Raw genomic sequence first — 23,051 nt, 5'->3', positions numbered from 1 at the left:
AGGCTCGCCCCGGAGGGGTTACGCGTCCTTGCTCAGGTTCGGTCCGCCACCGGCGGCCGCGTCCTCGATCGGCGGGGCGTCGGGCAGCGCCGACTTCTCCTCGCCGCGGAAGGTGAAGGTCTTGTTCTCACCCTCGCCCTCCGTGTCCACGACCACGATGTGGCCCGGCCGCAGCTCACCGAAGAGGATCTTCTCCGACAGGCTGTCCTCGACCTCGCGCTGGATCGTGCGACGCAGCGGACGCGCGCCGAGCACGGGGTCGTAGCCCTTCTTCGAGAGCAGCTCCTTGGCGGACTGCGAGAGCTCGATGCCCATGTCGCGGTCCTTCAGGCGCTCGTCCACCTTCGAGATCATCAGGTCGACGATCTCGAGGATGTCGCCCTGGCTGAGCTGCGGGAAGACGACCACGTCGTCGACACGGTTGAGGAACTCGGGACGGAAGTGCTGCTTGAGCTCGTCCGACACCTTGTTCTTCATGCGCTCGTAGTTGGACTTCGTGTCGCCCTGGGCCGCGAAGCCGAGGTTGAAGCCCTTCGAGATGTCACGGGTTCCAAGGTTGGTCGTCATGATGATGACCGTGTTCTTGAAGTCCACGACACGACCCTGGGAGTCGGTCAGTCGACCGTCCTCAAGGATCTGCAGCAGCGAGTTGAAGATGTCCGGGTGGGCCTTCTCGACCTCGTCGAAGAGAACCACCGAGAACGGCTTGCGCCGCACCTTCTCGGTCAGCTGACCGCCCTCTTCGTAACCCACGTATCCGGGCGGGGAACCGAAGAGACGCGACACCGTGTGCTTCTCGCTGAACTCCGACATGTCGAGGGAGATCAGCGCCTCTTCGTCACCGAAGAGGAACTCGGCGAGCGCCTTGGAGAGCTCGGTCTTACCGACACCGGACGGGCCCGCGAAGATGAACGAACCACCGGGACGCTTCGGGTCCTTCAGACCGGCCCGCGTACGACGGATCGCCCGCGAGAGCGCCTTGACGGCGTCCTTCTGACCGATGACCCGCTTGTGGAGCTCGTCCTCCATGCGCAGCAGACGCGAGGACTCCTCCTCGGTCAGCTTGAAGACCGGAATGCCGGTGGCGGTCGCGAGGACCTCGGCGATCAGCTCGCCGTCGACCTCGGCGACGACGTCCATGTCGCCGGCCTTCCATTCCTTCTCGCGCTTGGCCTTCGCGGCGAGCAGCTGCTTCTCCTTGTCGCGGAGAGAGGCCGCCTTCTCGAAGTCCTGGGAGTCGATGGCCGACTCCTTGTCGCGACGCACGCCCGCGATCTTCTCGTCGAACTCGCGGAGGTCCGGCGGCGCGGTCATCCGGCGGATGCGCATCCGGGAACCGGCCTCGTCGATCAGGTCGATCGCCTTGTCCGGCAGGAAGCGGTCCGAGATGTACCGGTCGGCCAGCGTCGCGGCCTGGACGAGGGCCTCGTCCGTGATGGAGACCCGGTGGTGGGCCTCGTACCGGTCGCGCAGGCCCTTCAGGATCTCGATCGTGTGCGGCAGCGACGGCTCCGCGACCTGGATCGGCTGGAAGCGGCGCTCGAGGGCCGCGTCCTTCTCCAGGTGCTTGCGGTACTCGTCGAGCGTCGTCGCACCGATGGTCTGCAGCTCACCGCGGGCCAGCATCGGCTTCAGGATCGAAGCCGCATCGATGGCGCCCTCGGCGGCACCCGCACCGACCAGCGTGTGCAGCTCGTCGATGAACAGGATGATGTCGCCGCGGGTGCGGATCTCCTTGAGAACCTTCTTCAGGCGCTCCTCGAAGTCACCGCGGTAGCGGGAGCCGGCGACCAGCGCGCCGAGGTCAAGCGTGTAGAGGTGCTTGTCCTTCAGCGTCTCGGGCACCTCGCCCTTGACGATCGCCTGGGCCAGTCCTTCGACGACCGCCGTCTTGCCGACGCCGGGCTCACCGATCAGGACCGGGTTGTTCTTGGTCCGGCGCGACAGGACCTGCATGACGCGCTCGATCTCCTTCTCGCGCCCGATGACCGGGTCGAGCTTGGACTCACGAGCGGCCTGCGTCAGGTTGCGGCCGAACTGGTCGAGCACCAGGGACGTGGAGGGCGTGCCCTCGGCAGGACCGCCGGCGGTGGCGGTCTCCTTGCCCTGGTAACCGGAGAGCAGCTGGATGACCTGCTGCCGCACCCGGTTGAGGTCTGCGCCCAGCTTGACCAGGACCTGGGCTGCGACGCCCTCGCCCTCACGGATCAGGCCGAGCAGGATGTGCTCCGTGCCGATGTAGTTGTGGCCCAGCTGAAGGGCCTCGCGGAGCGACAGCTCCAGGACCTTCTTGGCACGGGGGGTGAAGGGGATGTGGCCGGACGGGGCCTGCTGGCCCTGGCCGATGATCTCCTCCACCTGCTGGCGGACCGCCTCGAGCGAAATCCCGAGGCTCTCCAGGGCCTTAGCGGCGACACCCTCGCCCTCGTGGATCAAACCCAGGAGGATGTGCTCGGTGCCGATGTAATTGTGGTTGAGCATCCGGGCTTCTTCCTGAGCCAGGACGACAACCCGCCGCGCGCGGTCGGTGAACCTCTCGAACATCGTTAATCGCTCCTCAGAGCGGTCAGGCAGTTAGGGGTCGGTCCCCTCCCTGTCCTTCCGCAGCTTAGTCCCGCAAGCGGGGACCGCTCATTCCATCTGCCGACACCCGTTCATGGTCTCCTGCCCCGAACGCCGACAACTGCTCCAACCCGATGGTGCGAGACGATGTTCCCGCAGGCCAGGCAGATACCCCCACCATCAGTACGCCGATGGCGAACGCAGACTGCCCGTCCTGCACGTGTCGCCCCTCCCACTAGGGATGTCTTACCCGTACGGACTGACACTCCATGCGGCGCACGCCGGTTCCCTCCGCTACGGGCGAACATCTTTGCGCCGCCGAACGCTCCCGTACGCCGCTTTTCCGGACACACTACGCACACGCCCGACGACAGTGCGTAACCCCGGAGCGCCGCTGGCTGTTGCTCCTGGCATGGTCACCACTTCCGGCACGACCGTTCCCGCTCCTCGACACCCGGCCGACACCGGACGCGATCCGGTACGGCGCTGGTACGAGGACGAGCTCGGCTGGGCGACTGCGGCAGGGCCCGACGGGGCGCTGCTGCACACCGGCGTGCGCTTCGACGTCCTGGAGGTGCCGGCCGACGCCGGTTTCGCGATGCTGCGCAGACTCGATCCCCGGTCACCGGTGGCCGTGCGCGGGGAAACGATGCGGCTGCTGGTCGCCGCGGGCAGCGCGGACGAACTGCCGGGGCTGCTCGACTGGCTGGAGTGGGGGGCACTGCCCCTCGACCTCGTCGCCGTCGGGGCGGGCGGCGTCATCGACGCGCCGACGCCGCCGGGGTGGTCCGGCTCGCAGGAGGCCGCTGTCTGGGTGCGGCCTCCCGAGCCCGGCTGCGAGGTGGAACCTGTGCTCCCGGCCCTGACGAGCCTGACGGCCGTCTCGACCTGGTCGGTCGTGGGGGGCGGTGGGGGCGCCCCCGATCTCGTACGCCTCGTGGACACGGCGGCGACCCACTGCCACCGGGCCCGACTGCGTCGCGGTGCGACGGCGACGGCGACCCCGTCGCCACGACGACCCGTACGGTCGTCGAGTCAGCCGTTGGCCTTCTCGTAGGCCTCACGGATCGACTGGGGAACACGGCCGCGGTCGTTGACCTCGTAGCCGTTCTCCTTCGCCCACGCGCGGATCTGCGCGGTGTCCTGGTTGCCACCGGACGTGGCGCGCGCCTTGCCCCGGCCGCTCGAGCGGCCACCGGTGCGACGACCGCCCTTGAGGTACGGCTCGAGGAGGCCGCGGAGCTTGTCCGCATTGGCGGTGGTGAGGTCGATCTCGTACGACTTCCCGTCGAGCGCGAACGTCACGGTCTCGTCCGCCTCGCCACCGTCGAGGTCATCGACAAGAAGGACCTGAACCTTCTGTGCCACCGGATTTCCTTTCATCGAAATCTGAAGGGCGGCCCCCGCGACCACGGCCGCTGTTTCGCCGTCCCCTTGTTATATGCAGTACTGCAGTACGTCGGAAAGCAAACCGCTTTTGCCCGAAAAACACAAACCCCTGGCTGAGATCAGGGAGAGATCCCGGAGTTGAACACTGCCCACCGGGACCAAAAACATGCGCGATTCGGACATAGGGCACCGTTGCCAGCACGCATGCCGGAATATCGCTCGACGGCGATCACAGATGCAGAAGCATCCGGCTGTTGCCCAAGGTGTTCGGTTTCACTCGTTCGAGACCGAGGAACTCTGCTACACCCTCGTCATAGGAACGCAGCAGCTCGCTGTAGACATCGGTGTCGACCGTATCGACGGGCGTCTCACCGATCTCCACGAAGGCGTGCTTGGCGAAGAACTCGACTTCGAAGGTGAGGCAGAAAACTCGCCGAACACCGATCCAGCGCGCGGTCTGCAACAGCTTCTCCAGCAGCAGATGTCCGACGCCGGATCCCTTGACCTGCGGGTCCACCGCGAGCGTGCGGACTTCCGCGAGGTCTTCCCACATGACGTGCAGCGCTCCGCAGCCGACGACCGCGGCGTTGTCGTCGCGTTCCGCGACCCAGAACTCCTGGATGTCCTCGTAAAGCGTCACGGTGGCTTTGTCGAGCAGGATCCCCTGCCTGCTGTACGCGTCGAGCAGGCGACGCACCTCCGGGACATCGGCCGTCCTCGCCCTGCGCACGGTGACTGCTTTTGCGGTCGATTCGACGGTTGACCCGACTTCGGGGAGCTCTGCTGGCATGTCCGGACGCTATCGCCCGGTCTCGTCGACCGCTTCCGCGGGGGCGGAGGGGACTTCAGCCGGCAGTTCGGGCGATACGATCCGCATCGCATCCCTGAGCGCCTCGCGCTGCTCCGCCGACATCATCCCGAAGAACGCGACGAGCGCGGCGGCGGGGTTGTCGCTCTGCGCCCAGGCCTCGTTCATCAGCGCGGCCGAGTACGCGGCACGCGTCGAGACCGCCTCATATCGATAGGCCCGGCCTTCCGCTTCACGGCGCACCCAGCCCTTCTGATGGAGATTGTCCAATACGGTCATGACGGTCGTGTAGGCGATGGACCGTTCCTGTTGAAGGTCCTCCAGGACTTCCCTCACCGTGACAGGGCGGTTCCACTTCCACACCCGTGTCATCACTGCGTCTTCGAGTTCTCCCAAGGGGCGCGGCACGAGAAGCACAATAGTGGGAGAAGTCGGTAATTCAGCGCCGGACGTGGCGACGGTCGGCAACCAATGACAAAAGGGGCGCCCGACGGGCGCCCCTCACTGTCGTTCGCGTACCGGTCGGCGTACCCTCAGGCGCTCGCGCCCGGCTGCACGCCGTTGCCCTGCTGGGCGGCCTCGGCGCGCGCGATGGCGGCGTCGACGGCCGCGTCCTCCTTGGCCTTCTTGTCGCCGCCCTGCGACTTCACGATGGTCACGATGAGACCGATGAAGAACGCGGCCATCACTACCGGGGGCACGAGCGCGGAGACGTAGTCCATGCCTTCCAGAGTAGCTACCCCGCCGCCAATTGCTGCGCCGGGGCAGGGGGCTGGGCGGGGCGGCGCTTCGGCGGGAAGACCTCGGCCGGGGTGGGGACCGGGCGCTGCGGCGCCTGCGGCTGCGGCCCGGCGGGCTTGGCCTTGTCGCCGTCGGCCGCCGCGAGGCCGCCGGGCAGGGCGAGCAGGTGGGTGCGGGAGGCCGGGACGCGGGGGCGGTACCGCGCGTCGAACTTCTCCCGTACGCCCTGCTCCGCCAGGCGCAGGCAGCGGTCCAGGAGGGCCACCGCGGCCGGATTGGCGGGCAGCGCGCGCAGCGCGGCGAGGTCGTCGACGCCGGGCCTGTGGCCCGCCGCCAGAGCCTCCTGGAGGAGGCTCAGATAGCCAGGAGCGGAGCCGGGCAGGGCGGCCCGGTAGCGGTCGAGGTCGGAGCGGAGGAAGGCGCGCAGACGGGCGCCCTCGTGGGTCGCTTCGTCGACCGACTCCGCGAGCCGGAGACAGTCCCGGACGTCCTCGTCCGAGGCGGGGCTGGGGTGGAGGGCGAGGGCGAGGGCGCGTCGGAGCACACGCAGCTCTTCTGCACCGAACGCCATGCCGCCGCGGTTTCCGTAGGGCGTGGGCATGAAATGACAGTACGGCCTATTGCGGACAAATCGGCTTAACCGTCAATTTCCGGGCGCGCCCTGAACCGCCCCGGGCCGCCTGTGCGTCAGAGCCGCGACACGTTCCGCTCGTACACCAGGCGCAGCCCGATCAGCGTCAGCCACGGCTCGTGCTCGTCGATCACGGTGGACTCGCCGAGGACCATGGGCGCGAGCCCGCCCGTGGCGATCACGGTCACGTCGTCCGGGTCGTCCGCGAGCTCCCGCGCCATCCGGTTCACGACCCCGTCGACCTGGCCCGCGAACCCGTACACGATGCCCGCCTGCATCGCCTCGACCGTGTTCTTGCCGATGACGCTGCGCGGCCGGGCCAGTTCGATCTTGCGCAGCTGGGCGCCGCGCATGCCGAGCGCCTCGACGGAGATCTCGATGCCGGGCGCGATCACGCCGCCCGCGTACTCGCCGCGCGCGGACACCGCGTCGAAGGTCGTGGCCGTGCCGAAGTCCACGACGATCGCCGGGCCGCCGAACATCTCGACGGCCGCGACCGCGTTGATGATCCGGTCGGCGCCGACCTCCTTGGGGTTGTCCATGAGGATCGGCACGCCGGTCTTGATGCCGGGCTCGACCAGGACGGCGGGCACGTCGCCGTAGTAGCGGCGGGTGACCTCGCGCAGCTCGTGCAGGACCGAGGGGACGGTCGAGCAGATCGCGATGCCGTCGATGCCGTCGCCGAGTTCGTCGCCGAGCAGCGGGTGCATGCCCATCAGGCCCTGGAGCAGGACGGCGAGCTCGTCGGCGGTTCTGCGCGCGTCCGTGGAGATGCGCCAGTGCTCGATGATCTCCTCGCCGTCGAACAGGCCGAGGACGGTGTGGGTGTTGCCCACGTCGATGGTGAGCAGCATCAGGCGTCCGCTCCAGAAGACGAGGCGCGAAGCGCTTCCTCAGAAGGGTGGTGGTGGGAGACGGGCGGGCGCAGGTCGAGGCCGATGTCGAGGATCGGCGAGGAGTGGGTGAGGGCGCCCACGGCGAGGTAGTCGACGCCCGTCTTCGCGTACGTGGCGGCGTTCTCCAGCGTGAGGCGGCCGGAGGACTCCAGGAGCGCGCGGCCGTCGTTGATCGCCACGGCCTCCTCGGTCTCGCCCGGCGTGAAGTTGTCCAGGAGGATCAGGTCGGCGCCCGCGTCGAGGACCTCGCGGAGCTGGTGCAGGGTGTCGACCTCGACCTCGATCGGCAGTCCGGGGAAGCGCTCGCGCACGGCCTGGAAGGCCTGCGACACGCCGCCGGCCGCGACCACGTGGTTGTCCTTGACCAGGGCCGCGTCCGACAGGGACATGCGGTGGTTGACGCCGCCGCCCATGCGGACCGCGTACTTCTCCAGGGAGCGCAGTCCGGGGGTCGTCTTGCGGGTGTCGCGGACCTTCGCCTTCGTGCCGTCCAGCACGTCCGCCCACGCGCGCGTGGCCGTCGCGATGCCGGAGAGGCGACACATGATGTTGAGCGCGGTGCGCTCCGCGGTGAGCAGGTCGCGGGTGCGGGTGGTGACGGAGAGCAGCTTCTGGCCCGCCTCGACCCGGTCGCCGTCCTCGGCGTGCCGCTCGACCTCGAACTCGTCCGCGGCCACTACGGAGATGACCGCCTCGGCGACGCGCAGGCCCGCCACGACGCCCGCCTCGCGGGCCGTGAAGTCGGCGGTGGCGACGGCCTCTTCGGGGATCGTGGCGACGGTGGTGACGTCCACGCCGCCGTCCAGGTCCTCGGTGATCGCCATGTGGGCGATGTCCTCGATCTCGACGGGGTGCAGGCCCGCGTCGAGCAGCAGTTGGGCGAGCGACGGGTCGAGGCCGCACTCCATGACGTCGGTGCCGTTCTCGTCGCTGCCCTGCGCGCAGCCGCAGTGGTCGCCGCAGCCGCCGGTGTCGGCGAGGGGGAGGTCGGGGGTGGCGCTCACGTCGGTCACTGCTCCTGAGTCGTTGCGGTTGCCGGATCGGTTGCCGCTTCCGGGAGATTCGTGGTCTCCGGGAAGTCGGCGGTCTGTGTGGTGTACGTGGCCGGAGTTCCGTCCGGATGCAGGCGTACGACGATGTGGCGGCGCCACGTGGCATCGTCGCGGTCCGCGTGGTCCTCGCGCCAGTGGCAGCCGCGGGTCTCCTCGCGGCGGCGCGCGGCGGCGACCATGACGCGGGCCACGCTCAGGAGGTTCGTGGCCTCCCAGGTGTCGACCCCCGGCTCGGCCGTCTTGCCGTTCTCCGTGAGGGAGTCGACCGCTTCGGCGTGGATGCGGTCGAGCCGGGTGGCGGCCTCGGCGAGGGAGTCGGCGGAGCGCAGGACGCCCGCGCCCGCCGTCATCACGCGCTGGACGGCGAACCGTGCCTCCGCGGGAAGCAGCGGGTGCGCCGGGGGCGACGGGTGCTCCACGGGGGCGGGTACGCGCGCGTGGAGGCCGTTCTGCGCGTGCTGCCGCTCGATGTCGTCCGCGATGCGCTCCGCGTAGACCAGGCCCTCCAGAAGGGAGTTGGAGGCGAGCCGGTTCGCGCCGTGGACGCCGGTGCAGGCGACCTCTCCGCACGCGTACAGGCCGGGCACCGTGGTGCGGCCCGAGAGGTCGGTGCGGACGCCTCCGGAGGCGTAGTGCGCGGCGGGGGCGACCGGGACGGGCTCGGTGACCGGGTCGATGCCGTGGGCGCGGCAGGCGGCGAGGATCGTGGGGAACCGGTTCTCCCACATCTCGGCGCCGAAGTGCCGTGCGTCCAGGTACATGTGCTCGGTGCCGAGCTCCTGCATGCGGCGGGTGATGCCCTTGGCGACGATGTCGCGGGGCGCCAGTTCGGCGAGTTCGTGCTGGCCCACCATGAAGCGCACGCCGTCCGCGTCCACCAGGTGTGCGCCTTCGCCGCGCACGGCCTCGGAGACCAGCGGCTGCTGGCCCTCGGCGTCCGCGCCCAGGAACAGCACGGTCGGGTGGAACTGGACGAATTCCAGGTCGCTGACCTCGGCTCCCGCGCGCAGCGCGAGCGCGACGCCGTCGCCCGTGGACACGTGCGGATTCGTGGTCGCCGAGAAGACCTGGCCCATGCCGCCGGTCGCGAGGACGACGGCGGGGGCCAGGACCGCGCCGACGCCGTCGTGCTGGCCCTCGCCCATGACGTGCAGGGAGACGCCGGCCGTGCGGCCCTCGGTGTCCGTCAACAGGTCGAGGACCAGGGCGTTCTCGACGGTTTCCAGGCCACGCGCGCGTACGGCCTCGACGAGCGCGCGGGAGATCTCCGCTCCGGTCGCGTCGCCGCCCGCGTGCGCGATGCGCCGGCGGTGGTGGCCGCCCTCGCGCGTCAGCTGGAGGTCGCCCTCGGCGGACTCGTCGAAGTGCGCGCCGGTCTCGATCAGTCGGCGTACGGCGCCGGGGCCCTCGGTGACGAGGGTGCGCACGGCCGCCTCGTCGCACAGTCCCACGCCCGCGACCAGGGTGTCGTCCAGGTGCTGCTCGGGGGTGTCGCCCTCGCCGAGCGCCGCCGCGACGCCGCCCTGCGCCCAGCGCGTGGAGCCGTCGTCGAGGCTGGCCTTGGTGACGACGACCGTGCGCAGACCCGCGGCGTGGCAGCGCAGCGCCGCGGTGAGCCCCGCGACACCGGAGCCGACGACCACGACGTCGGCCTCGACGGACCAGCCGGGGGCGGGGGCGTGCAGTCGTATGCCTGTGCTCGTCACTGTCGGGCTCCGAACGTCAGGGGCAGGTTGTCGATGAGACGGGTGGCGCCCACGCGCGCGGCGATCGCGAGCACGGCCTCGCCCTCGAAGCCGTCGGTCACGTCGGTGAAGTCGCGCGGGTCGACCAGCGCCACGTAGTCGAGCTCCACGGGCGGCCGGAGTCGCGCCGCCTCGTCGAGGACCAGGCGGGCCGCCGCGAGGACGGCCGAGGGACGGCCCGGGGACGCGGTGGCGACGGCATGCGCGTCGGCGGCGGCCCGGGCCTCGCCTATCTTGCCGAGTGCCTTGGCCCGCGCGCGCGGGGTCGGGCTCTCGGCGGCACGCGCGCGCAGCGCCTCCTGCGCGGCATGCCGGTCGCGGCCCGCGAACAGGGCGTCGGAGAGCGCGAGGGCGGTGCGCCGCTCGGCCGGGGACAGGTAGCGGTTGCGGGAGGAGAGCGCGAGCCCGTCGTCCTCGCGGACCGTGGGCACGGCGACGATCTCCACGTCGAAGTTCAGATCGCGCACCATGCGGCGCACCAGGGCCAGTTGCTGCGCGTCCTTCTGGCCGAACAGGGCCACGTCCGCGCGCGTGAGGTGCAGCAGCTTGGCGACCACGGTGAGCATGCCGTCGAAGTGGCCGGGGCGTGAGGCGCCTTCGAGGCGCTCCCCCATCGGGCCCGCCGTGATGCGGACCTCGGGCTGCCCGCCCGGATAGACCTCGTCGACGGACGGCGCGAACACGGCGTCGGCGCCCGCCTGTTCGGCGATCTCCATGTCCGCTTCGAGGGTGCGCGGGTAGCGGTCGAGGTCCTCGCCCGCGCCGAACTGCAGCGGGTTCACGAAGACGGTGACGACCACTTCGCCGTCGGCCCCTGCGCGGGCCCTGGCCGCGCGGATCAGGGTGGCGTGGCCCTCGTGCAGGGCGCCCATCGTCATGACGACGAAGCGCCGGCCGGTACGCGTGCGTGCCCGCATGTCCGCGCCCTTGTGAAGCAGCCGCACGTGTGCCGGCTTCGTGGGGGTCGGGGTCTTCGTGGGGCTCATCGGGTCTCCTCCGCGCCGGTCGCGAGGACGCCCAGCAGGTCCTCGGCGAGCTCCGGCTTCAGCAGGCCGTGCGCGAGCGCGCGGTCGGCGGTCGCACGGGCCATCGCGAGATAACCGGCGACGGTCTGCGGGGCGTGCTTGCGCAGCTCCGTGACGTGGGCGGCGACGGTGCCCGCGTCGCCGCGCGCCACCGGGCCCGTGAGGGCCGCGTCGCCGGACCTGAGCGCGTTGTCGAGCGCCGCGCCGAGCAGCGGGCCGAGCATCCGGTCGGGGGCGCCGACGCCCGCTTCGCGGAGCAGCTCCATGGCCTCCGCGACCAGGGTGACCAGGTGGTTCGCGCCGAGCGCGAGGGCCGCGTGGTAGAGCGCGCGGCTCTCCTCGGCGATCCACTCGGGTTCGCCGCCCATCTCGATGACCAGGGCCTCGGCGGCGAGCCGCAGCTCCTCGGGCGCGGTGACGCCGAACGAGCAGCCCGCCAGGCGCTGGACGTCGACAGGGGTGCCGGTGAACGTCATCGCGGGGTGCAGCGCGAGCGGCAACCCGCCCGCGCGCAGCGCCGGTTCGAGCACCTTCGTGCCGTACCGTCCCGAGGTGTGCACGATCAGCTGTCCGGGGCGCACGGCGCCGGTCTCGGCGAAGCCCTCGACCAGGCCCGGCAGGACGTCGTCGGGGACGGTGAGGAGCACGAGGTCGGCGTGGCCGAGGACCTCGGCGGGCGGCATGAGGGGCACGTCGGGCAGCAGCGTCGCGGCGCGCCGTACGGAGGCTTCGGAGACTCCGGAGACGGCGACGGGGCGGTGCCCGGCCAGTTGCAGGGACGCGGCGAGCGCGGGACCGACACGGCCCGCGCCGACGACGCCCACGGTGAGGCGGGCGGGGCGGTCCTTGGGGTCCATGGGTTCGGATCGCGGGTTCGGAGGAGGTGTTGTCACGAGGCGATGGCCTTCCGTTCCAGTCCGCTCGGGGTACCGGACGATTTCTCGTCATGTTAACGCTATCTGTGGACCCGCGGCCCGGCTGTCCACAGGCTGTGGGCAAGCGCACGCGCGTGCGACATGATCCAAGGATGAGCGGAACGTACGACACCGAGGAAGACTCCCTGGCCGCGCGGCGGCTCGCCGCCTGGCGAGGTGCGCAGCGCGTCCTGGCGCGCGGGGCGGACGAGGAGACCGTGGGTGAGCGTCTCGCCCGGCTCGCCGAGGCGGCCCGGACCGTGACGGACCCGGACGGGGAGGTCGACTTCTACGGAGGCGGGGTCGTCGCCGAGCTGGAGGCGCGGATCGCCGCTCTGCTCGGCAAGGAAGCGGCCGCGTTCTTCCCGACCGGCACGATGGCGCAGCAGGTCGCCCTGCGCTGCTGGGCCGGGCGCACCGGCAACCCCACGGTGGCCCTGCACCCGCTGGCGCACCCGGAGGTCCACGAGCGCGGCGCCTTCCACGCGGTGAGCGGCCTGCGCACGGTGCACCCCACACAGGCGCCGCGCCAGCCCACCGCCGACGAGGTGCACACCCTCGACGAGCCCTTCGGGACGCTGATGCTGGAACTCCCGCTCAGGGACGCCGGGTTCGTGCTGCCGACGTGGGAGGAACTGCGGGAGATCTGCGGGGCGGCACGCGCGCGGGACGCCGTCGTGCACTTCGACGGGGCCCGCCTGTGGGAGTGCACCGAGCACTTCGGGCGCCCGCTGGACGAGATCGCGGACCTCGCGGACAGCGTCTACGTGTCGTTCTACAAGACGCTCGGCGGGCTCAGCGGCGCGGCGCTCGCGGGCCCGCAGTCGTTCGTCGACGAGGCCAGGGCCTGGCGGCACCGCTACGGCGGCCAGGTCTTCCAGCAGTTCCCCCAGGTGATCGCTGCGCTGAGCGGCCTGGAGACGGAGCTGCCGAGGCTGCCGGAGTACGTGGCGCACGCGCGCGTGGTCGCGAAAGCCCTGCGGGAAGGCTTCACGGAGGCCGGGGTCCTTGGGGCCCGGGTGCATCCCGGGACGCCGCACACGCATCAGTTCCGGGTCTGGCTGCCGTACGACGCGGACGCGCTCACGGAGGCGGCTATCACGCAGGCCGAGGAGACGAGGACGGCCCTGTTCAGGCGCTGGACCGCCGCGGACGAGGCGCCGGGGCTCGCGCGCACCGAGGTCACGGTCGCGGGGCCGGGCCTGGAGTGGAGCGCCGCCGACGTCCGCGCGGCCGTCGCGGACTTCGTGGGGCGGATCCCCTCGTAAGCGGGACGGATCCCTTCGTGAGCGGGTCGAATCCCTTCGTGGATCCCCTCGCAGGGGGCTTGCGGGGTCAGCAACCGGCCGGGTGGCCGCGGCGCCCCGAGAAGCGGTGGCCCGGCAGTCGGCGGGTCAGGGCCGCCCGGATCCGGCCGCGGGCCGGGCGACCGGCCACGACCGCCTTGAACCGGCGGTAGTCGCGCAGCTCCCGGTAGACGGCCATCTCGTGCTGACCGGGCGCCGGCGGAGCCGCGTCGCCGCGCTTGGCGGCGCGGTAGAGGTCGAGGGCGTACTGCTGGGTGACGCTCATGTCGAACACCTCGCTCTTCATCTCGATTGTCGCGCTGTGCCCCGTAATCGGCCTGTTTGCTGGCTTTCGGGGCCGATGAATACGAGACTGCGCCGGGCGCCGTCACCCGGTCACGTCGATTGACGGAAGCCGTCAATCGACGGTCCGACTGTCAGTGCCGGCGTGCACCATGGGGTCATGAGCGTGAGCATCGACATCACGGGCCTGGCGCCCGAGCGGACAGAGGTGCGGCCGTCGCCGCTGGCCGAGCTCGGCATGGCACTGCACGCCCTGTCGGAGCCCGCGCACCACCCCCGCCTGCGGGGATGGACGACGAGCGTGTCCTCGTGCCTCGACCCGTGCCTGGCGGACCGGCTGTGCGAGGCCGACTTCCTGTGGCGTTCGACGTTCTCGGACGTGTTCGTGCCGTTCGCGGGGATGCCGGGGCGGCGGACACCCCCTGGTGCCACGCTCGCCGAGGAGCTGGACCTCCTCGACAAGCTGTCCGACGAGCAGTTCGTGGACGCGGCCCTGGAGTTCACCTGCCAGCACACCTACGCGACGCGGGATGCGAACCGGCTCTCCGACCGCGGCAACCGCGAGCGGGCGCTGGAGCTCGCGGCCACCCGCGGGGCCCACCAAGTGCGCTTCACCAAGCGCCTGCTGGACGACCCGCCGGCCATCAGGTCCTGGTTCCGCGAGCTGCTGCAGGACTGCGACGAGGCGTTCTTCGCGGACGTCTGGGACCGGGTGCGTCCCCAGCTGGCCGCCGACTCACGGCACAAGACGGAGCTGGTGCGCCACAAGGGCCTGCGCGAAGCGCTCAAGGAGGTGTCGGGGGCCGTCGCGCTGAACGAGGCGGGCGACGCCGTCGTCGTCGACAAGATCTCCGAAGGACACACCGCGACGGAGGACGGCGGCCTGCTCCTGGCGCCGACGAGCCTGGGGTGGCCGCATCTGTTCGTGGTGCACCGGCACGGCTGGCAGCCGGTGATCCTCTACCCGGCCGCCGCGCCGGGCCCGACCGACCCGCCCTCCGTGGAGCTGCTGACGCGCAGGATGGCCGCGCTGGCCCACCCGGTCCGAATGCGCCTGTGCCGGCACCTGGCCCGCGGCTCGTACACGACGAGCGAGCTGGTCGACGCGCACGGGATGACGGCGCCGGAGATATCCCGGCACCTCTCGGTCCTCAAGAAGGCGGACCTGATCACGACGCGGCGGCAGGGCCGCTACGTGCAGCACCAGTTGGACCTGAGCGTGGTCTCGCGCCTCGGCGGGGACTTCATCGAGGGCGTCCTGCGCTGACCGTCCGGCCGGGACCTCAGGCCCCGGCGCCGCCCGCGCGCACGAGCCCCGTCTCGTAGGCGAGGACGACGACCTGGACCCGGTCGCGCAGATCGAGCTTGGTCAGGATGCGGCCCACATGGGTCTTCACGGTGGCCTCGGACAGCACCAGGCGCGCGGCGATCTCGCCGTTCGAGTGCCCCTGGGCGACCAGGACCATGACCTCGCGCTCGCGCTCGGTGAGCCGCTCGAGGCGCTTGTGCTGCGGCTGGTCGGGGCCGCTGGGCAGCATCGGGGCGAACCGGTCGAGCAGCCGCCGCGTCGTGGACGGGGCGACCACCGCGTCGCCGCTGTGCACGGCGCGGATCGCGGTGAGCAGCTCGCCCGGCGGCACGTCCTTGAGCATGAAGCCGGAGGCCCCTGCCCGCAGGCCCGAGAACGCGTACTCGTCGAGGTCGAAGGTGGTCAGGATGAGGACCTTCGGCGGCTCGGCCGCCTCGCAGATCCGCCGCGTCGTCTCTACCCCGTCGAGCTTCGGCATGCGGACGTCCATGAGGACCACGTCCACCGCCGTCGAGCGCAGCACCTCCAGCGCCTCGACGCCGTCACCCGCCTCGGCGACGACCTCCATGTCCGGCTGCGCGGCGAGCACCATCCGGAAACCGGTGCGCAGCAGCACCTGGTCGTCGACGAGCATGACCTTGATCGACATCGAGCGGTCCTCACTTGTCCGTGGCAGTGGACTTGTCCGTGGAAATGGACTTGTACGTGTCAATGGGCGGGCTTGAGAGGCAGCAGCACGCTGATGCGGAAGCCACCGCCGGGGCGCGGTCCCGCGTCCAGCGTGCCGCCGACCATACCGACGCGCTCACGCATCCCGATGAGGCCGTGGCCGCGGCCGTCCGCGCCCCCGTCCTCGTACAGCTCGTGCGGGGCGCCCTTGCCGTCGTCCTCGACGAGCAGGCCGAGGCCGTCGTCGAAGTAGACGAGCCGGACGCTGGCACCCGCGTTCGGACCACCGTGCTTGCGGGTGTTGGTGAGGGCTTCCTGGACGATGCGGTACGCGGTCAGCTCGACGCCGCTGGGCAGCGGGCGCGGGGTGCCCTCGACCTTGAAGTCGACCGGGAGGCCGGACGTGCGGACCTGCTCGACGAGTTCCTCTATCTGCTCGACGTCGGGCTGCGGTACGTACTCGCCCGCCTCCTCGTGCTCCCCGGTGCGCAGCACGCCGAGCAGCCTGCGCATCTCCGCGAGCGCCTGGCGGCCGGTGCCCGAGATGGTCTCCAGGGCCTTCTTGGCCTGCTCGGGCGCCTGGTCGAGGACGTACGCGGCGCCGTCGGCCTGCACGACCATCACCGACACGTTGTGCGCGACGACGTCGTGCAACTCGCGCGCGATGCGGGCCCGTTCGGCCGCCACCGCGACCTTCGACTGCGCCTCGCGCTCCTTCTCCAGGCGGTTGGCGCGCTCCTCCAGCTGTGCCAGGTACGCGCGTCTGGTGCGCAGCGAGTCGCCAAGCACCCAGGCGAGGGCGAACGGCACCATCTGGAAGACGGTGACCGCGAAGTGCGCGAAGGCGGAGCCCTGCGCGGACGGCCAGCGCAGCTCCGACAGCGGCGCCGCGCACAGGCCCGCGACGAGGGCGAGCCGGGACGCCCAGCGCGCGCCGTTCGCGGCGCACGTGTAGACGATCACCAGCATGGCGAAGTCCGCCGGATTGACCTGCGCGTCGAAGACCAGCTGGCCCACGCCCGCGACGATCGCGAGCACGAGCATCCGCTCGGGCATCAGGCGACGCAGGGCGACGACCACGCTCAGCACGGCGGCGCTCACGAGGGCCGCCGGCACGTTCCCGTGCGGCGTCGGCCCGTCCATGCTGACGGCGCTCACGACCGTGATCCCGAACAGGATCGCGGCCCAGAAGCCGTCGACCCACGTCGGGTGTCTGCGGATGAAGTCGTAGACGCGCTGCACGTAACCCAGAGTAGGGAAGCGTGCAGCGTGCAGGGGTCAACCGGAGGGCCGATCCGGACCCGGCGCGCGTACTCCTGAAGGTGGAGACCCCAAGCGGCGCACGCGCCCGGCGCACATAGCCTTCAGGCGTGGAGAACGGACGACAGGTGGCCCCGCGCGGGTGGCGCGCGGCCACTGAAGAGGCGCTGTACGGACCGGCCGGCTTCTACCGCAGGCCCGAGGGCCCCGCGGGGCATTTCCGCACGTCGGTGCATGCGTCGCCGCTGTTCGCCGGGGCCGTGGCGGAGCTGCTGTGCCGGGTGGACGCGGCCCTCGGCGAGCCCGCAGAGCTGGCGTTCGTGGACATGGCGGCGGGCCGCGGCGAGCTGGTTTCGCGCCTCCTTCAGGTGCTGCCGGAAAAAGTGGCGGCACGCGTGCGTGCCTACGCGGTGGAGAAGGCGGAACCTCCCGCCGGACTCGACCACCGGATCGAGTGGCGGGCCGAACCGCCCACCGGAGTGACCGGGCTCCTCTTCGCGAACGAGTGGCTCGACAACGTGCCCCTGGAGGTCGTCGAGAGGGACGCGGACGGCACGGCACGGCTGGTCCTCGTCCGCGAGGACGGCACGGAGACCCTCGACGCGGCGCCCCTGGACGAGACGTCCGCGAACTGGCTCCTCCAGTGGTGGCCGCTGCCGCCGGAGCCGGGCCTGCGCGCCGAGGTCGGGTCGCCCCGCGACGCGGCCTGGGCGGCTGCCGTACGGACCCTGGAGCGCGGCCTCGCGGTCGCGGTGGACTACGCCCACACGCGCGCCTCCCGGCCGCTCTTCGGCACGCTCACGGGCTTTCGCGAGGGCCGGGAGACGGCACCCGTGCCCGACGGCTCCTGCGACATCACGGCGCACGTGGCACTGGACGCGTGCACCGCCACTGCCGGGGCCCGGCTCCTCACGCAGCGCGCCGCCCTGGGCGCCCTGGGGGTGAGCGCCGGCCGACCGCCGCTGGCCCTCGCGACGCGGGACCCGGCGGCGTACGTCCGGGCGCTCGCGGGCGCGGGCGAGGCCGCGGAGCTGACGGCGCGCGGCGGCCTCGGGGACTTCGGCTGGCTGATCGAGCCGGTGGACCTGCCCGGAGGGGCGGCCCTACTTGTCGATGTCCCCGACCACGAAGAACAGTGACCCGAGGATCGCCACCATGTCGGCGACCAGCGTCCCCGGCAGCAGCTCGGTCAGCGCCTGGATGTTGTTGTACGAGGCGGAGCGCAGCTTGAGCCGGTACGGCGTCTTCTCGCCCTTGGAGACGAGGTAGTAGCCGTTGATGCCGAGCGGGTTCTCCGTCCACGCGTACGTGTGGCCCTCGGGCGCCTTGAGGACCTTCGGAAGGCGCTGGTTGACCGGGCCCTGCGGGAGGTCCGCGAGCCGGTCGAGGCAGGCGTCGGCGAGGTCGAGCGCGTTGTGCGCCTGGTCCAGGAGGCACTCGAACCGGGCCAGGCAGTCGCCTTCTTGTCGCGTGACGACCTTCAGGGTGTCCTGCAGCTCTCCGTAGGCGAGGTACGGCTCGTCTCGCCGGAGGTCGAAGTCGACGCCGGAGGCGCGGGCGATCGGGCCGCTCACCCCGTAGGAGTGCGCGGCCTCGGCGGACAGCACGCCCACCCCGCGCGTACGGCCGCGGAAGATCTCGTTGCCGAGGACCAGGTTGTCGTAGACGTCCATCCGGGAGCGCACGCTCGCGACGGCCTCCCGCGCGCGGGTGGTCCAGCCGAGCGGCAGGTCCTCCTTGAGACCACCGACGCGGTTGAACATGTAGTGCATGCGCCCGCCGGAGACCTCCTCCATGACGTTCTGGAGCTCCTCGCGCTCACGGAAGGCGTGGAAGACGGGGGTGATCCCGCCCAGTTCGAGCGGGTACGAACCCAGGAACATCAGGTGGTTGAGCACCCGGTTCAGCTCGGCGAGCAGCGTCCGCAGCCAGACGGCGCGCTCCGGCACCTCCATGCCCAGCATCCGCTCGACGCCGAGCACGACGCCCAGCTCGTTCGAGAACGCGGACAGCCAGTCGTGGCGGTTCGCGAGCATCACGATCTGCCGGTAGTCACGCGCTTCGAAGAGCTTCTCCGCACCGCGGTGCATGTAGCCGATGACCGGCTCCGCGTGCTCGATCCGCTCGCCGTCGAGCACGAGACGCAGGCGCAGCACACCGTGGGTGGAAGGGTGCTGCGGACCGATGTTGAGCACCATGTCGGTGCTCTCCGCGGCACCACCGATGCCGACCGTGGCCTGAGTCGTGGGCGTCATGGACACAGTCTCTCGTACGTAGGCTTAATCCATGGAGACAGGGGCGACAGCGCCGACAGAGTCGACAGGACCCGACTGGACCGGACTGCCGTCCGGTCTGCTGAGACTGCGCCGCCTGCTGCTGCTCGTGTGGCTGGTGCCGCTGACGGTGGCGCTCGGGGTGCTGCTCGGCATGTTCGTGGGCCCCGGCTGGGCGGCGTTCGCCGTGCTGCCGCTCGGGGTCCTGGTGTGGGGCTGGGTGCTGCTCGGCCGCAACTGGCACTCGTGGCGGTACGCGGAGCGGGCCGACGACCTGCTGATCAGCCGCGGCGTCCTGTGGCACGAGGAGACGATCGTGCCGTACGGGCGGATGCAGCTCGTCGAGGTGACGTCCGGGCCGCTGGAGCGGAAGTTCGGCCTGGCCAGCCTGCAGTTGCACACCGCCGCCGCGGCCACCGACGCGACGATCCCCGGACTCGCGCCCGAAGAGGCCGAGCGGCTGCGCGACCGCCTCACCGAACTCGGCGAGGCCCGATCGGCGGGCTTGTGACGGCCTCCCGCGTCCCCGACGACGCCCCGGCCGTGGAGTCCGCCCGGGACGTCCGAGAGCGCCGCCTGCACCCCGTCACGCCGCTGCGCCGCGCGTGGGCGCCCATCGCGATCCTGCTCGGCTGGGCCGTCCACGACATGGACCAGGCGCAGCGCCAGCTGTCGCACCTCACCACCGCCACCCTGCTGATCGGCATCGGCGTGCTGGTTCCCGCGGCCGCCCTGTACGGATTCCTCACCTGGTGGTTCACGCACTTCGCGGTGACGGACACGGAACTGCGCATCCGTACGGGCCTGTTGTTCCGCCGCACCGCCCACATCAGGCTCGACCGCCTCCAGGCCGTCGACGTCACGCAGCCGCTTCTGGCCCGCTTCGTAGGCGTCGCCAAACTGAAGCTCGACGTGGTGGGAGCCGACAAGAAGGACGAGCTCGCCTTCCTGGGAGAGCGCGAAGCACGCGACCTAAGGGCCGAACTTCTCGCACGGGCCGCCGGATTCGCGCCCGAGTCGGCGCAGGAGGTGGGCGAGGCGCCGGCGCGCCCGATCCTGCACACGCCCCCGCGGATGCTCGCCGTGGCGCTGCTCCTGACGGGCGCGCCGTGGGCGATGCTGCTCGCCGCGGTCGCCGTCCCCGCGCTCCTGTGGTTCGCCACCCACAACCTGTGGACAGTGATCGCGGTCGCGGTGCCGCTGGTCGGCGGGGCGTTCACCAACAGCGCGGGCCGGTTCATCAAGGAGTACGACTGGACGGTCGGCGAGTCCCAGGACGGCCTTCGCATCGACCACGGGCTGCTCGACCGGGTGCACGAGACGGTGCCGCCGGGGCGGGTGCAGACCGTACGGATCGTCGAACCGCTGCTGTGGCGGCGGCGCGGCTGGGTCCGCGTCGAGCTGCACGTCGCCGGGACGTCGAACACCGTGCTCGTCCCCGTGGCGCCGCGCGAGGACGCCGAGGACGTCGTCGCGCGGATCCTGCCGGGCGTATCGGTGCCGAAGCCGGGCGAGTTCACCGGAGCGCCGCGGAGCGGGCGCTGGTGCGTGCCGGTGTGGTGGCGCAGCTACGGGGTGGCGGTCACGGAGACGGTGTTCGCCGCGCGCCACGGACTGCTGCAACGCAGACTCGATCTCGTCCCGCACGCCAAGGTGCAGAGCGTGCGCGTCACTCAGGGGCCCTGGGAGCGCCACTGGCGCGTCGCCGACCTGCACCTCGACACGGGCGCCAACAAGACGGTGACGGCCCGCCTGAGGGACGTGCACGAGGCTTCGGAGCTGCTGCGGGCCCAGGCCGACCGGTCCCGCACGGGGCGCCGGGACGCGCGGCCCGACCGGTGGATGGCGGGGGCCTGAGCTCGACAACGAACGAGGGGCGGGCCGGCACGCAGCCGACCCGCCCCTCATCTGCTCGTCATCTGCTCGATGTCACGCCTGAAGCGCGGACCTCAGCTCGCCCATGTCGATCTGCTCCGTCTCGTCGTGCGCGGTCAGGTCGATGACCTGCTGCTCGCGCTCGGCGTCCTCGGAGGCTTCGGCGTGCTCGGGGGCTTCGCCGTCCTTGGAGGCTTCAGGGGCCTTGGATGCCTCGGGGGACTCAGAGGCTTCGGGGGCCTCGGACGCCTCAGATGCCTCGGTGTCGGCGGTGGCGGTGGCGGTGGCGGTGTTGTCGCCGTTCTTGACCTCGGCCTCGGCTCCGGCCTCGGCCTCGGCTTGGACCTCGACCCGGGACTCGGCCGCGGCCTCCGCCGCCAGCTCCTCGCCCACCACATCCGCCAGGTCTTCGTCCCGCGACACCGCGCGCCCCGCGCCGAAGAAGTCGAATCCGCCCTGGGGCACCTTCCGCGCGGGGGCCGCGGGGACGACCGTCGCGGCAGCAGGCACGGTGTAGTGGCCCGCCACCGCCCCGGACTTCCCCGGGGTATCGGCCTCCCCGGCCTTGGACACCGTCGGCTCCGGCCGCGCGAGACGCCTGAGCGCGGCATTGGCCCGCCGGTACATCTCCGGGGTCGGCCGACTCGGCACCGCCGGGGGCGCCGGAGGCAGCTCCATCGTCGGGACGGCGGCCTCTATCGCGAGCCGGCGCCGGCCCTCGAGCGCGCTGGCCCGCTCCGTCTCGGCGTTCGCATACCGCCGCAGCAACGCCGCGTGCTCGCCCCGCAGCCCGGCCAGCTCGGTGCGCTTCGCCCGCAGCTTGACCTCCAGGCGGGTGCGCAGCTCGCGCGACTCCTCGAGGTCGCCCTCCAGCTCCGCCACGGCCTCCTCGTGCCGCCACCGCTCGCTCGCGGCGCCGCGCGTCAGCTCGGCGACGCGCTTGCCGGCCAGCCGGTCCCAGCGGCGCATCACCACGGCACCGACCACCGCTGCCACGGCGGCCGCGGCGGCGACACCCCGCAGGACGAGCGGATCATCGGACAGCCAGGCGGCCCCCGCGCAGACGAGGGGCACACCGGCGATCACCGTCGGAGGCAGGAGGCGGTGCAGGGGCGGAGAATGGCGGTGGCGTCCACGTGGCATGGCCAGAAACTTACCGCGCGTAGGCGAATCCCGAAGCCCCGCCCGGCAATATTCGGACACACCTGTCACAGAAACCACCTAACCCCCGTACGGACAAGGTCACTTACCGCCGCGTCACTTAACCCGACGGATACCGTCCGCCCCGCGACTCACCGGCGCGCGCCGTTCAAGATCATTTAGCGACGAGCCCCTTGGACTCCAGATACTCCTTCGCGACATCGCCTTCCTTCTGCCGCTCGGCGTCGACCTTCCGGTTCAGCTCGACGAGATCGTCGGTCGTGAGCGTCTTCGTCAACTTCCCGAGGGCATCGGCGATCTTCTTGTCGCCCGCGTCCTTGGCGTTCACCACGGGGACAATGTTGTCCGCGTTCTGGAGCTTCTTGTCGTCCTCAAGAAGAACGAGTCCGAAGTTCTCCAGTGTCGCGTCGGTCGTGGTCGTCAGGACCAGCTGATCCGTACCGTTCTTCACCGCCTGCTTGGACTGTGTCGTGCCGACGCCCTTGGGATCGATTCCCGTGACATCGATGCCGTACGACTTCTTGAGACCCGGCGCGCAGAACGGCCGTGTCTCGCATTCGTCACCGGCCGCGATCTTCACCTTCTGGCCCGACTTGCCAAGATCGGAAAGAGTCTTGAGCTTGTGCTTCTTGGCGAAGTCCTTGCTCACCGCGAACGCGTTCTGATCGACGGCCTCTCCCGCGTCCAGAACCTTCAGCTGCGGTTCGGCCAGCTTGCGCAGCGCGGCCACCGTGTCGTCGACATCGCTCGACGCGACCGGCTTCGCATCCGACCCGTTCTTCTTCAGGTTGAGGAATTCGGCGAGGGTCGCCGCGTATTCGGGCACCACGTCGATGGCGCCCTTCGCGAGCTGCGGTTCGTAGATCTCGCGGTTCTCCACCGTCTTGACCGACGCGTCGTACCCGGCGTCGGCCAATATCTGCCGGTACAGCTCGCCGAGCACCTTGGCCTCGGTGAAGCGCGCGGCGCCGATGACGACCTTGCCCTTCCCGCCGCCCGACGCGCCCGCATCGTCCTTGCCCTCCAGGCTGTCGCCACCGCACGCGGTGACCCCCGCGGTCAGCGCACCCACGGCCACAGCCGCCAGGGCCACTCGACGCGTTCTGCTGTTCATCGCTCTCCTCGTCGCACTGCCGGAACCGACTACAAAAC

General features: G+C 71.1%; 23 protein-coding genes. 6 read left to right on the top strand and 17 right to left on the bottom strand.

Annotated features, from left to right (window positions below; translation table 11 throughout):
* Window positions 1-18: 18 nt before the first annotated feature.
* Window positions 19-2,544, bottom strand: coding sequence for an ATP-dependent Clp protease ATP-binding subunit (locus ACY34M_RS30895; RefSeq protein ID WP_462721507.1), 2,526 nt, complete (start codon window positions 2,542-2,544; stop codon window positions 19-21).
* Window positions 2,545-2,974: 430 nt separating this feature from the next.
* Between ACY34M_RS30895 and ACY34M_RS30890 the strand changes: the two genes are divergently transcribed.
* Window positions 2,975-3,619, top strand: a complete 645-nt coding sequence (locus ACY34M_RS30890) for an SCO3374 family protein (RefSeq protein ID WP_462721508.1) — start codon at window positions 2,975-2,977, stop codon at window positions 3,617-3,619.
* Here the strand turns inward: ACY34M_RS30890 and ACY34M_RS30885 are convergent.
* The 10 genes from ACY34M_RS30885 to ACY34M_RS30840 form a co-directional block, all read right to left on the bottom strand.
* Window positions 3,598-3,930, bottom strand: a complete 333-nt coding sequence (locus tag ACY34M_RS30885; RefSeq protein ID WP_462721509.1) for a histone-like nucleoid-structuring protein Lsr2 — start codon at window positions 3,928-3,930, stop codon at window positions 3,598-3,600. The genes ACY34M_RS30890 and ACY34M_RS30885 overlap by 22 nt on opposite strands.
* A gap of 250 nt (window positions 3,931-4,180) precedes the next feature.
* Window positions 4,181-4,741, bottom strand: a complete 561-nt coding sequence (locus tag ACY34M_RS30880; protein WP_462721510.1) for an amino-acid N-acetyltransferase — start codon at window positions 4,739-4,741, stop codon at window positions 4,181-4,183.
* Between the two features lie 9 nt (window positions 4,742-4,750).
* A complete protein-coding gene (locus ACY34M_RS30875) occupies window positions 4,751-5,167 on the bottom strand; it encodes a BlaI/MecI/CopY family transcriptional regulator (protein ID WP_462721511.1) in 417 nt (138 codons plus the stop codon).
* Between the two features lie 125 nt (window positions 5,168-5,292).
* On the bottom strand, window positions 5,293-5,481 hold the full coding sequence (locus tag ACY34M_RS30870; protein WP_462721512.1) for a hypothetical protein: 189 nt from the start codon (window positions 5,479-5,481) through the stop codon (window positions 5,293-5,295).
* A gap of 14 nt (window positions 5,482-5,495) precedes the next feature.
* Complete coding sequence (locus tag ACY34M_RS30865; RefSeq protein ID WP_462721513.1) at window positions 5,496-6,101, bottom strand: hypothetical protein; 606 nt, start codon at window positions 6,099-6,101, stop codon at window positions 5,496-5,498.
* Window positions 6,102-6,187: 86 nt separating this feature from the next.
* Entirely contained in the window at window positions 6,188-6,985 is a 798-nt protein-coding gene (locus ACY34M_RS30860) for a type III pantothenate kinase (protein ID WP_457475042.1), read from the bottom strand.
* Window positions 6,985-8,040, bottom strand: a complete 1,056-nt coding sequence (gene nadC, locus ACY34M_RS30855; protein WP_462721514.1) for a carboxylating nicotinate-nucleotide diphosphorylase — start codon at window positions 8,038-8,040, stop codon at window positions 6,985-6,987. Before nadC ends, ACY34M_RS30860 begins: the two co-directional genes overlap by 1 nt.
* Window positions 8,037-9,785, bottom strand: coding sequence for an L-aspartate oxidase (locus tag ACY34M_RS30850; RefSeq protein WP_462721515.1), 1,749 nt, complete (start codon window positions 9,783-9,785; stop codon window positions 8,037-8,039). The genes nadC and ACY34M_RS30850 overlap by 4 nt, the downstream gene beginning before the upstream one ends.
* Window positions 9,782-10,741, bottom strand: a complete 960-nt coding sequence (gene panC / locus ACY34M_RS30845) for a pantoate--beta-alanine ligase (protein WP_462721656.1) — start codon at window positions 10,739-10,741, stop codon at window positions 9,782-9,784. The genes ACY34M_RS30850 and panC overlap by 4 nt, the downstream gene beginning before the upstream one ends.
* Before the next feature lie 65 nt (window positions 10,742-10,806).
* A complete protein-coding gene (locus tag ACY34M_RS30840; RefSeq protein WP_462721516.1) occupies window positions 10,807-11,706 on the bottom strand; it encodes a Rossmann-like and DUF2520 domain-containing protein in 900 nt (299 codons plus the stop codon).
* A 170-nt stretch (window positions 11,707-11,876) separates the two neighbouring features.
* Between ACY34M_RS30840 and ACY34M_RS30835 the strand changes: the two genes are divergently transcribed.
* Window positions 11,877-13,031, top strand: a complete 1,155-nt coding sequence (locus ACY34M_RS30835; RefSeq protein ID WP_462721517.1) for a threonine aldolase family protein — start codon at window positions 11,877-11,879, stop codon at window positions 13,029-13,031.
* Between the two features lie 67 nt (window positions 13,032-13,098).
* On the opposite strand, the gene ACY34M_RS30830 is transcribed toward ACY34M_RS30835, so the two are convergent.
* On the bottom strand, window positions 13,099-13,335 hold the full coding sequence (locus ACY34M_RS30830; RefSeq protein WP_462721518.1) for a hypothetical protein: 237 nt from the start codon (window positions 13,333-13,335) through the stop codon (window positions 13,099-13,101).
* Between the two features lie 177 nt (window positions 13,336-13,512).
* Between ACY34M_RS30830 and ACY34M_RS30825 the strand changes: the two genes are divergently transcribed.
* Window positions 13,513-14,619, top strand: coding sequence for a DUF5937 family protein (locus ACY34M_RS30825; protein WP_462721519.1), 1,107 nt, complete (start codon window positions 13,513-13,515; stop codon window positions 14,617-14,619).
* Between the two features lie 16 nt (window positions 14,620-14,635).
* On the opposite strand, the gene ACY34M_RS30820 is transcribed toward ACY34M_RS30825, so the two are convergent.
* Window positions 14,636-15,310 (bottom strand): response regulator, encoded by a 675-nt coding sequence (locus ACY34M_RS30820; protein ID WP_462721520.1) that lies wholly within the window; start codon window positions 15,308-15,310, stop codon window positions 14,636-14,638.
* A 59-nt stretch (window positions 15,311-15,369) separates the two neighbouring features.
* A complete protein-coding gene (locus ACY34M_RS30815; protein WP_462721521.1) occupies window positions 15,370-16,572 on the bottom strand; it encodes a sensor histidine kinase in 1,203 nt (400 codons plus the stop codon).
* A 128-nt stretch (window positions 16,573-16,700) separates the two neighbouring features.
* Between ACY34M_RS30815 and ACY34M_RS30810 the strand changes: the two genes are divergently transcribed.
* Window positions 16,701-17,729 (top strand): SAM-dependent methyltransferase, encoded by a 1,029-nt coding sequence (locus ACY34M_RS30810; RefSeq protein WP_462721522.1) that lies wholly within the window; start codon window positions 16,701-16,703, stop codon window positions 17,727-17,729.
* Here the strand turns inward: ACY34M_RS30810 and ACY34M_RS30805 are convergent.
* Window positions 17,694-18,845, bottom strand: a complete 1,152-nt coding sequence (locus ACY34M_RS30805) for an NADH-quinone oxidoreductase subunit D (RefSeq protein WP_462721523.1) — start codon at window positions 18,843-18,845, stop codon at window positions 17,694-17,696. The two genes, ACY34M_RS30810 and ACY34M_RS30805, sit on opposite strands and share 36 nt — an antisense overlap.
* A gap of 31 nt (window positions 18,846-18,876) precedes the next feature.
* Here ACY34M_RS30805 and ACY34M_RS30800 point away from each other — a divergent pair, with 31 nt between their 5' ends.
* Both ACY34M_RS30800 and ACY34M_RS30795 read left to right on the top strand, forming a co-directional pair.
* Entirely contained in the window at window positions 18,877-19,374 is a 498-nt protein-coding gene (locus ACY34M_RS30800) for a PH domain-containing protein (protein WP_462721524.1), read from the top strand.
* A complete protein-coding gene (locus ACY34M_RS30795) occupies window positions 19,371-20,720 on the top strand; it encodes a PH domain-containing protein (protein ID WP_462721525.1) in 1,350 nt (449 codons plus the stop codon). The genes ACY34M_RS30800 and ACY34M_RS30795 overlap by 4 nt, the downstream gene beginning before the upstream one ends.
* 72 nt (window positions 20,721-20,792) lie before the next feature.
* On the opposite strand, the gene ACY34M_RS30790 is transcribed toward ACY34M_RS30795, so the two are convergent.
* Window positions 20,793-21,881: a hypothetical protein gene (locus tag ACY34M_RS30790; RefSeq protein ID WP_462721526.1), complete on the bottom strand. Its 1,089-nt coding sequence runs from the start codon at window positions 21,879-21,881 to the stop codon at window positions 20,793-20,795.
* A 172-nt stretch (window positions 21,882-22,053) separates the two neighbouring features.
* Window positions 22,054-23,013: an ABC transporter substrate-binding protein gene (locus tag ACY34M_RS30785; RefSeq protein ID WP_462721527.1), complete on the bottom strand. Its 960-nt coding sequence runs from the start codon at window positions 23,011-23,013 to the stop codon at window positions 22,054-22,056.
* Window positions 23,014-23,051: the final 38 nt, after the last annotated feature.

It is taken from the genome of Streptomyces sp. EDA2-14, assembly GCF_054963755.1.
The sequence above is the reverse complement of the archived record's forward strand: the minus strand, read 5'-3'. Positions and strand labels throughout refer to the sequence as shown.

Excerpts from the sequence above, each read along its gene's own strand:
- ACY34M_RS30895 (WP_462721507.1), bottom strand. The coding sequence starts at position 2,544 with ATGTTCGAGAGGTTCACCGACCGCGCGCGGCGGGTTGTCGTCCTGGCT.
- ACY34M_RS30890 (WP_462721508.1), top strand. The coding sequence starts at position 2,975 with ATGGTCACCACTTCCGGCACGACCGTTCCCGCTCCTCGACACCCGGCC.
- ACY34M_RS30880 (WP_462721510.1), bottom strand. The coding sequence starts at position 4,741 with ATGCCAGCAGAGCTCCCCGAAGTCGGGTCAACCGTCGAATCGACCGCA.
- ACY34M_RS30870 (WP_462721512.1), bottom strand. The coding sequence starts at position 5,481 with ATGGACTACGTCTCCGCGCTCGTGCCCCCGGTAGTGATGGCCGCGTTC.
- ACY34M_RS30865 (WP_462721513.1), bottom strand. The coding sequence starts at position 6,101 with ATGCCCACGCCCTACGGAAACCGCGGCGGCATGGCGTTCGGTGCAGAA.
- ACY34M_RS30860 (WP_457475042.1), bottom strand. The coding sequence starts at position 6,985 with ATGCTGCTCACCATCGACGTGGGCAACACCCACACCGTCCTCGGCCTG.
- panC (WP_462721656.1), bottom strand. The coding sequence starts at position 10,741 with ATGCGGGCACGCACGCGTACCGGCCGGCGCTTCGTCGTCATGACGATG.
- ACY34M_RS30840 (WP_462721516.1), bottom strand. The coding sequence starts at position 11,706 with ATGGACCCCAAGGACCGCCCCGCCCGCCTCACCGTGGGCGTCGTCGGC.
- ACY34M_RS30835 (WP_462721517.1), top strand. The coding sequence starts at position 11,877 with ATGAGCGGAACGTACGACACCGAGGAAGACTCCCTGGCCGCGCGGCGG.
- ACY34M_RS30830 (WP_462721518.1), bottom strand. The coding sequence starts at position 13,335 with ATGAGCGTCACCCAGCAGTACGCCCTCGACCTCTACCGCGCCGCCAAG.
- ACY34M_RS30825 (WP_462721519.1), top strand. The coding sequence starts at position 13,513 with ATGAGCGTGAGCATCGACATCACGGGCCTGGCGCCCGAGCGGACAGAG.
- ACY34M_RS30820 (WP_462721520.1), bottom strand. The coding sequence starts at position 15,310 with ATGTCGATCAAGGTCATGCTCGTCGACGACCAGGTGCTGCTGCGCACC.
- ACY34M_RS30805 (WP_462721523.1), bottom strand. The coding sequence starts at position 18,845 with ATGACGCCCACGACTCAGGCCACGGTCGGCATCGGTGGTGCCGCGGAG.
- ACY34M_RS30800 (WP_462721524.1), top strand. The coding sequence starts at position 18,877 with ATGGAGACAGGGGCGACAGCGCCGACAGAGTCGACAGGACCCGACTGG.
- ACY34M_RS30790 (WP_462721526.1), bottom strand. The coding sequence starts at position 21,881 with ATGCCACGTGGACGCCACCGCCATTCTCCGCCCCTGCACCGCCTCCTG.
- ACY34M_RS30785 (WP_462721527.1), bottom strand. The coding sequence starts at position 23,013 with ATGAACAGCAGAACGCGTCGAGTGGCCCTGGCGGCTGTGGCCGTGGGT.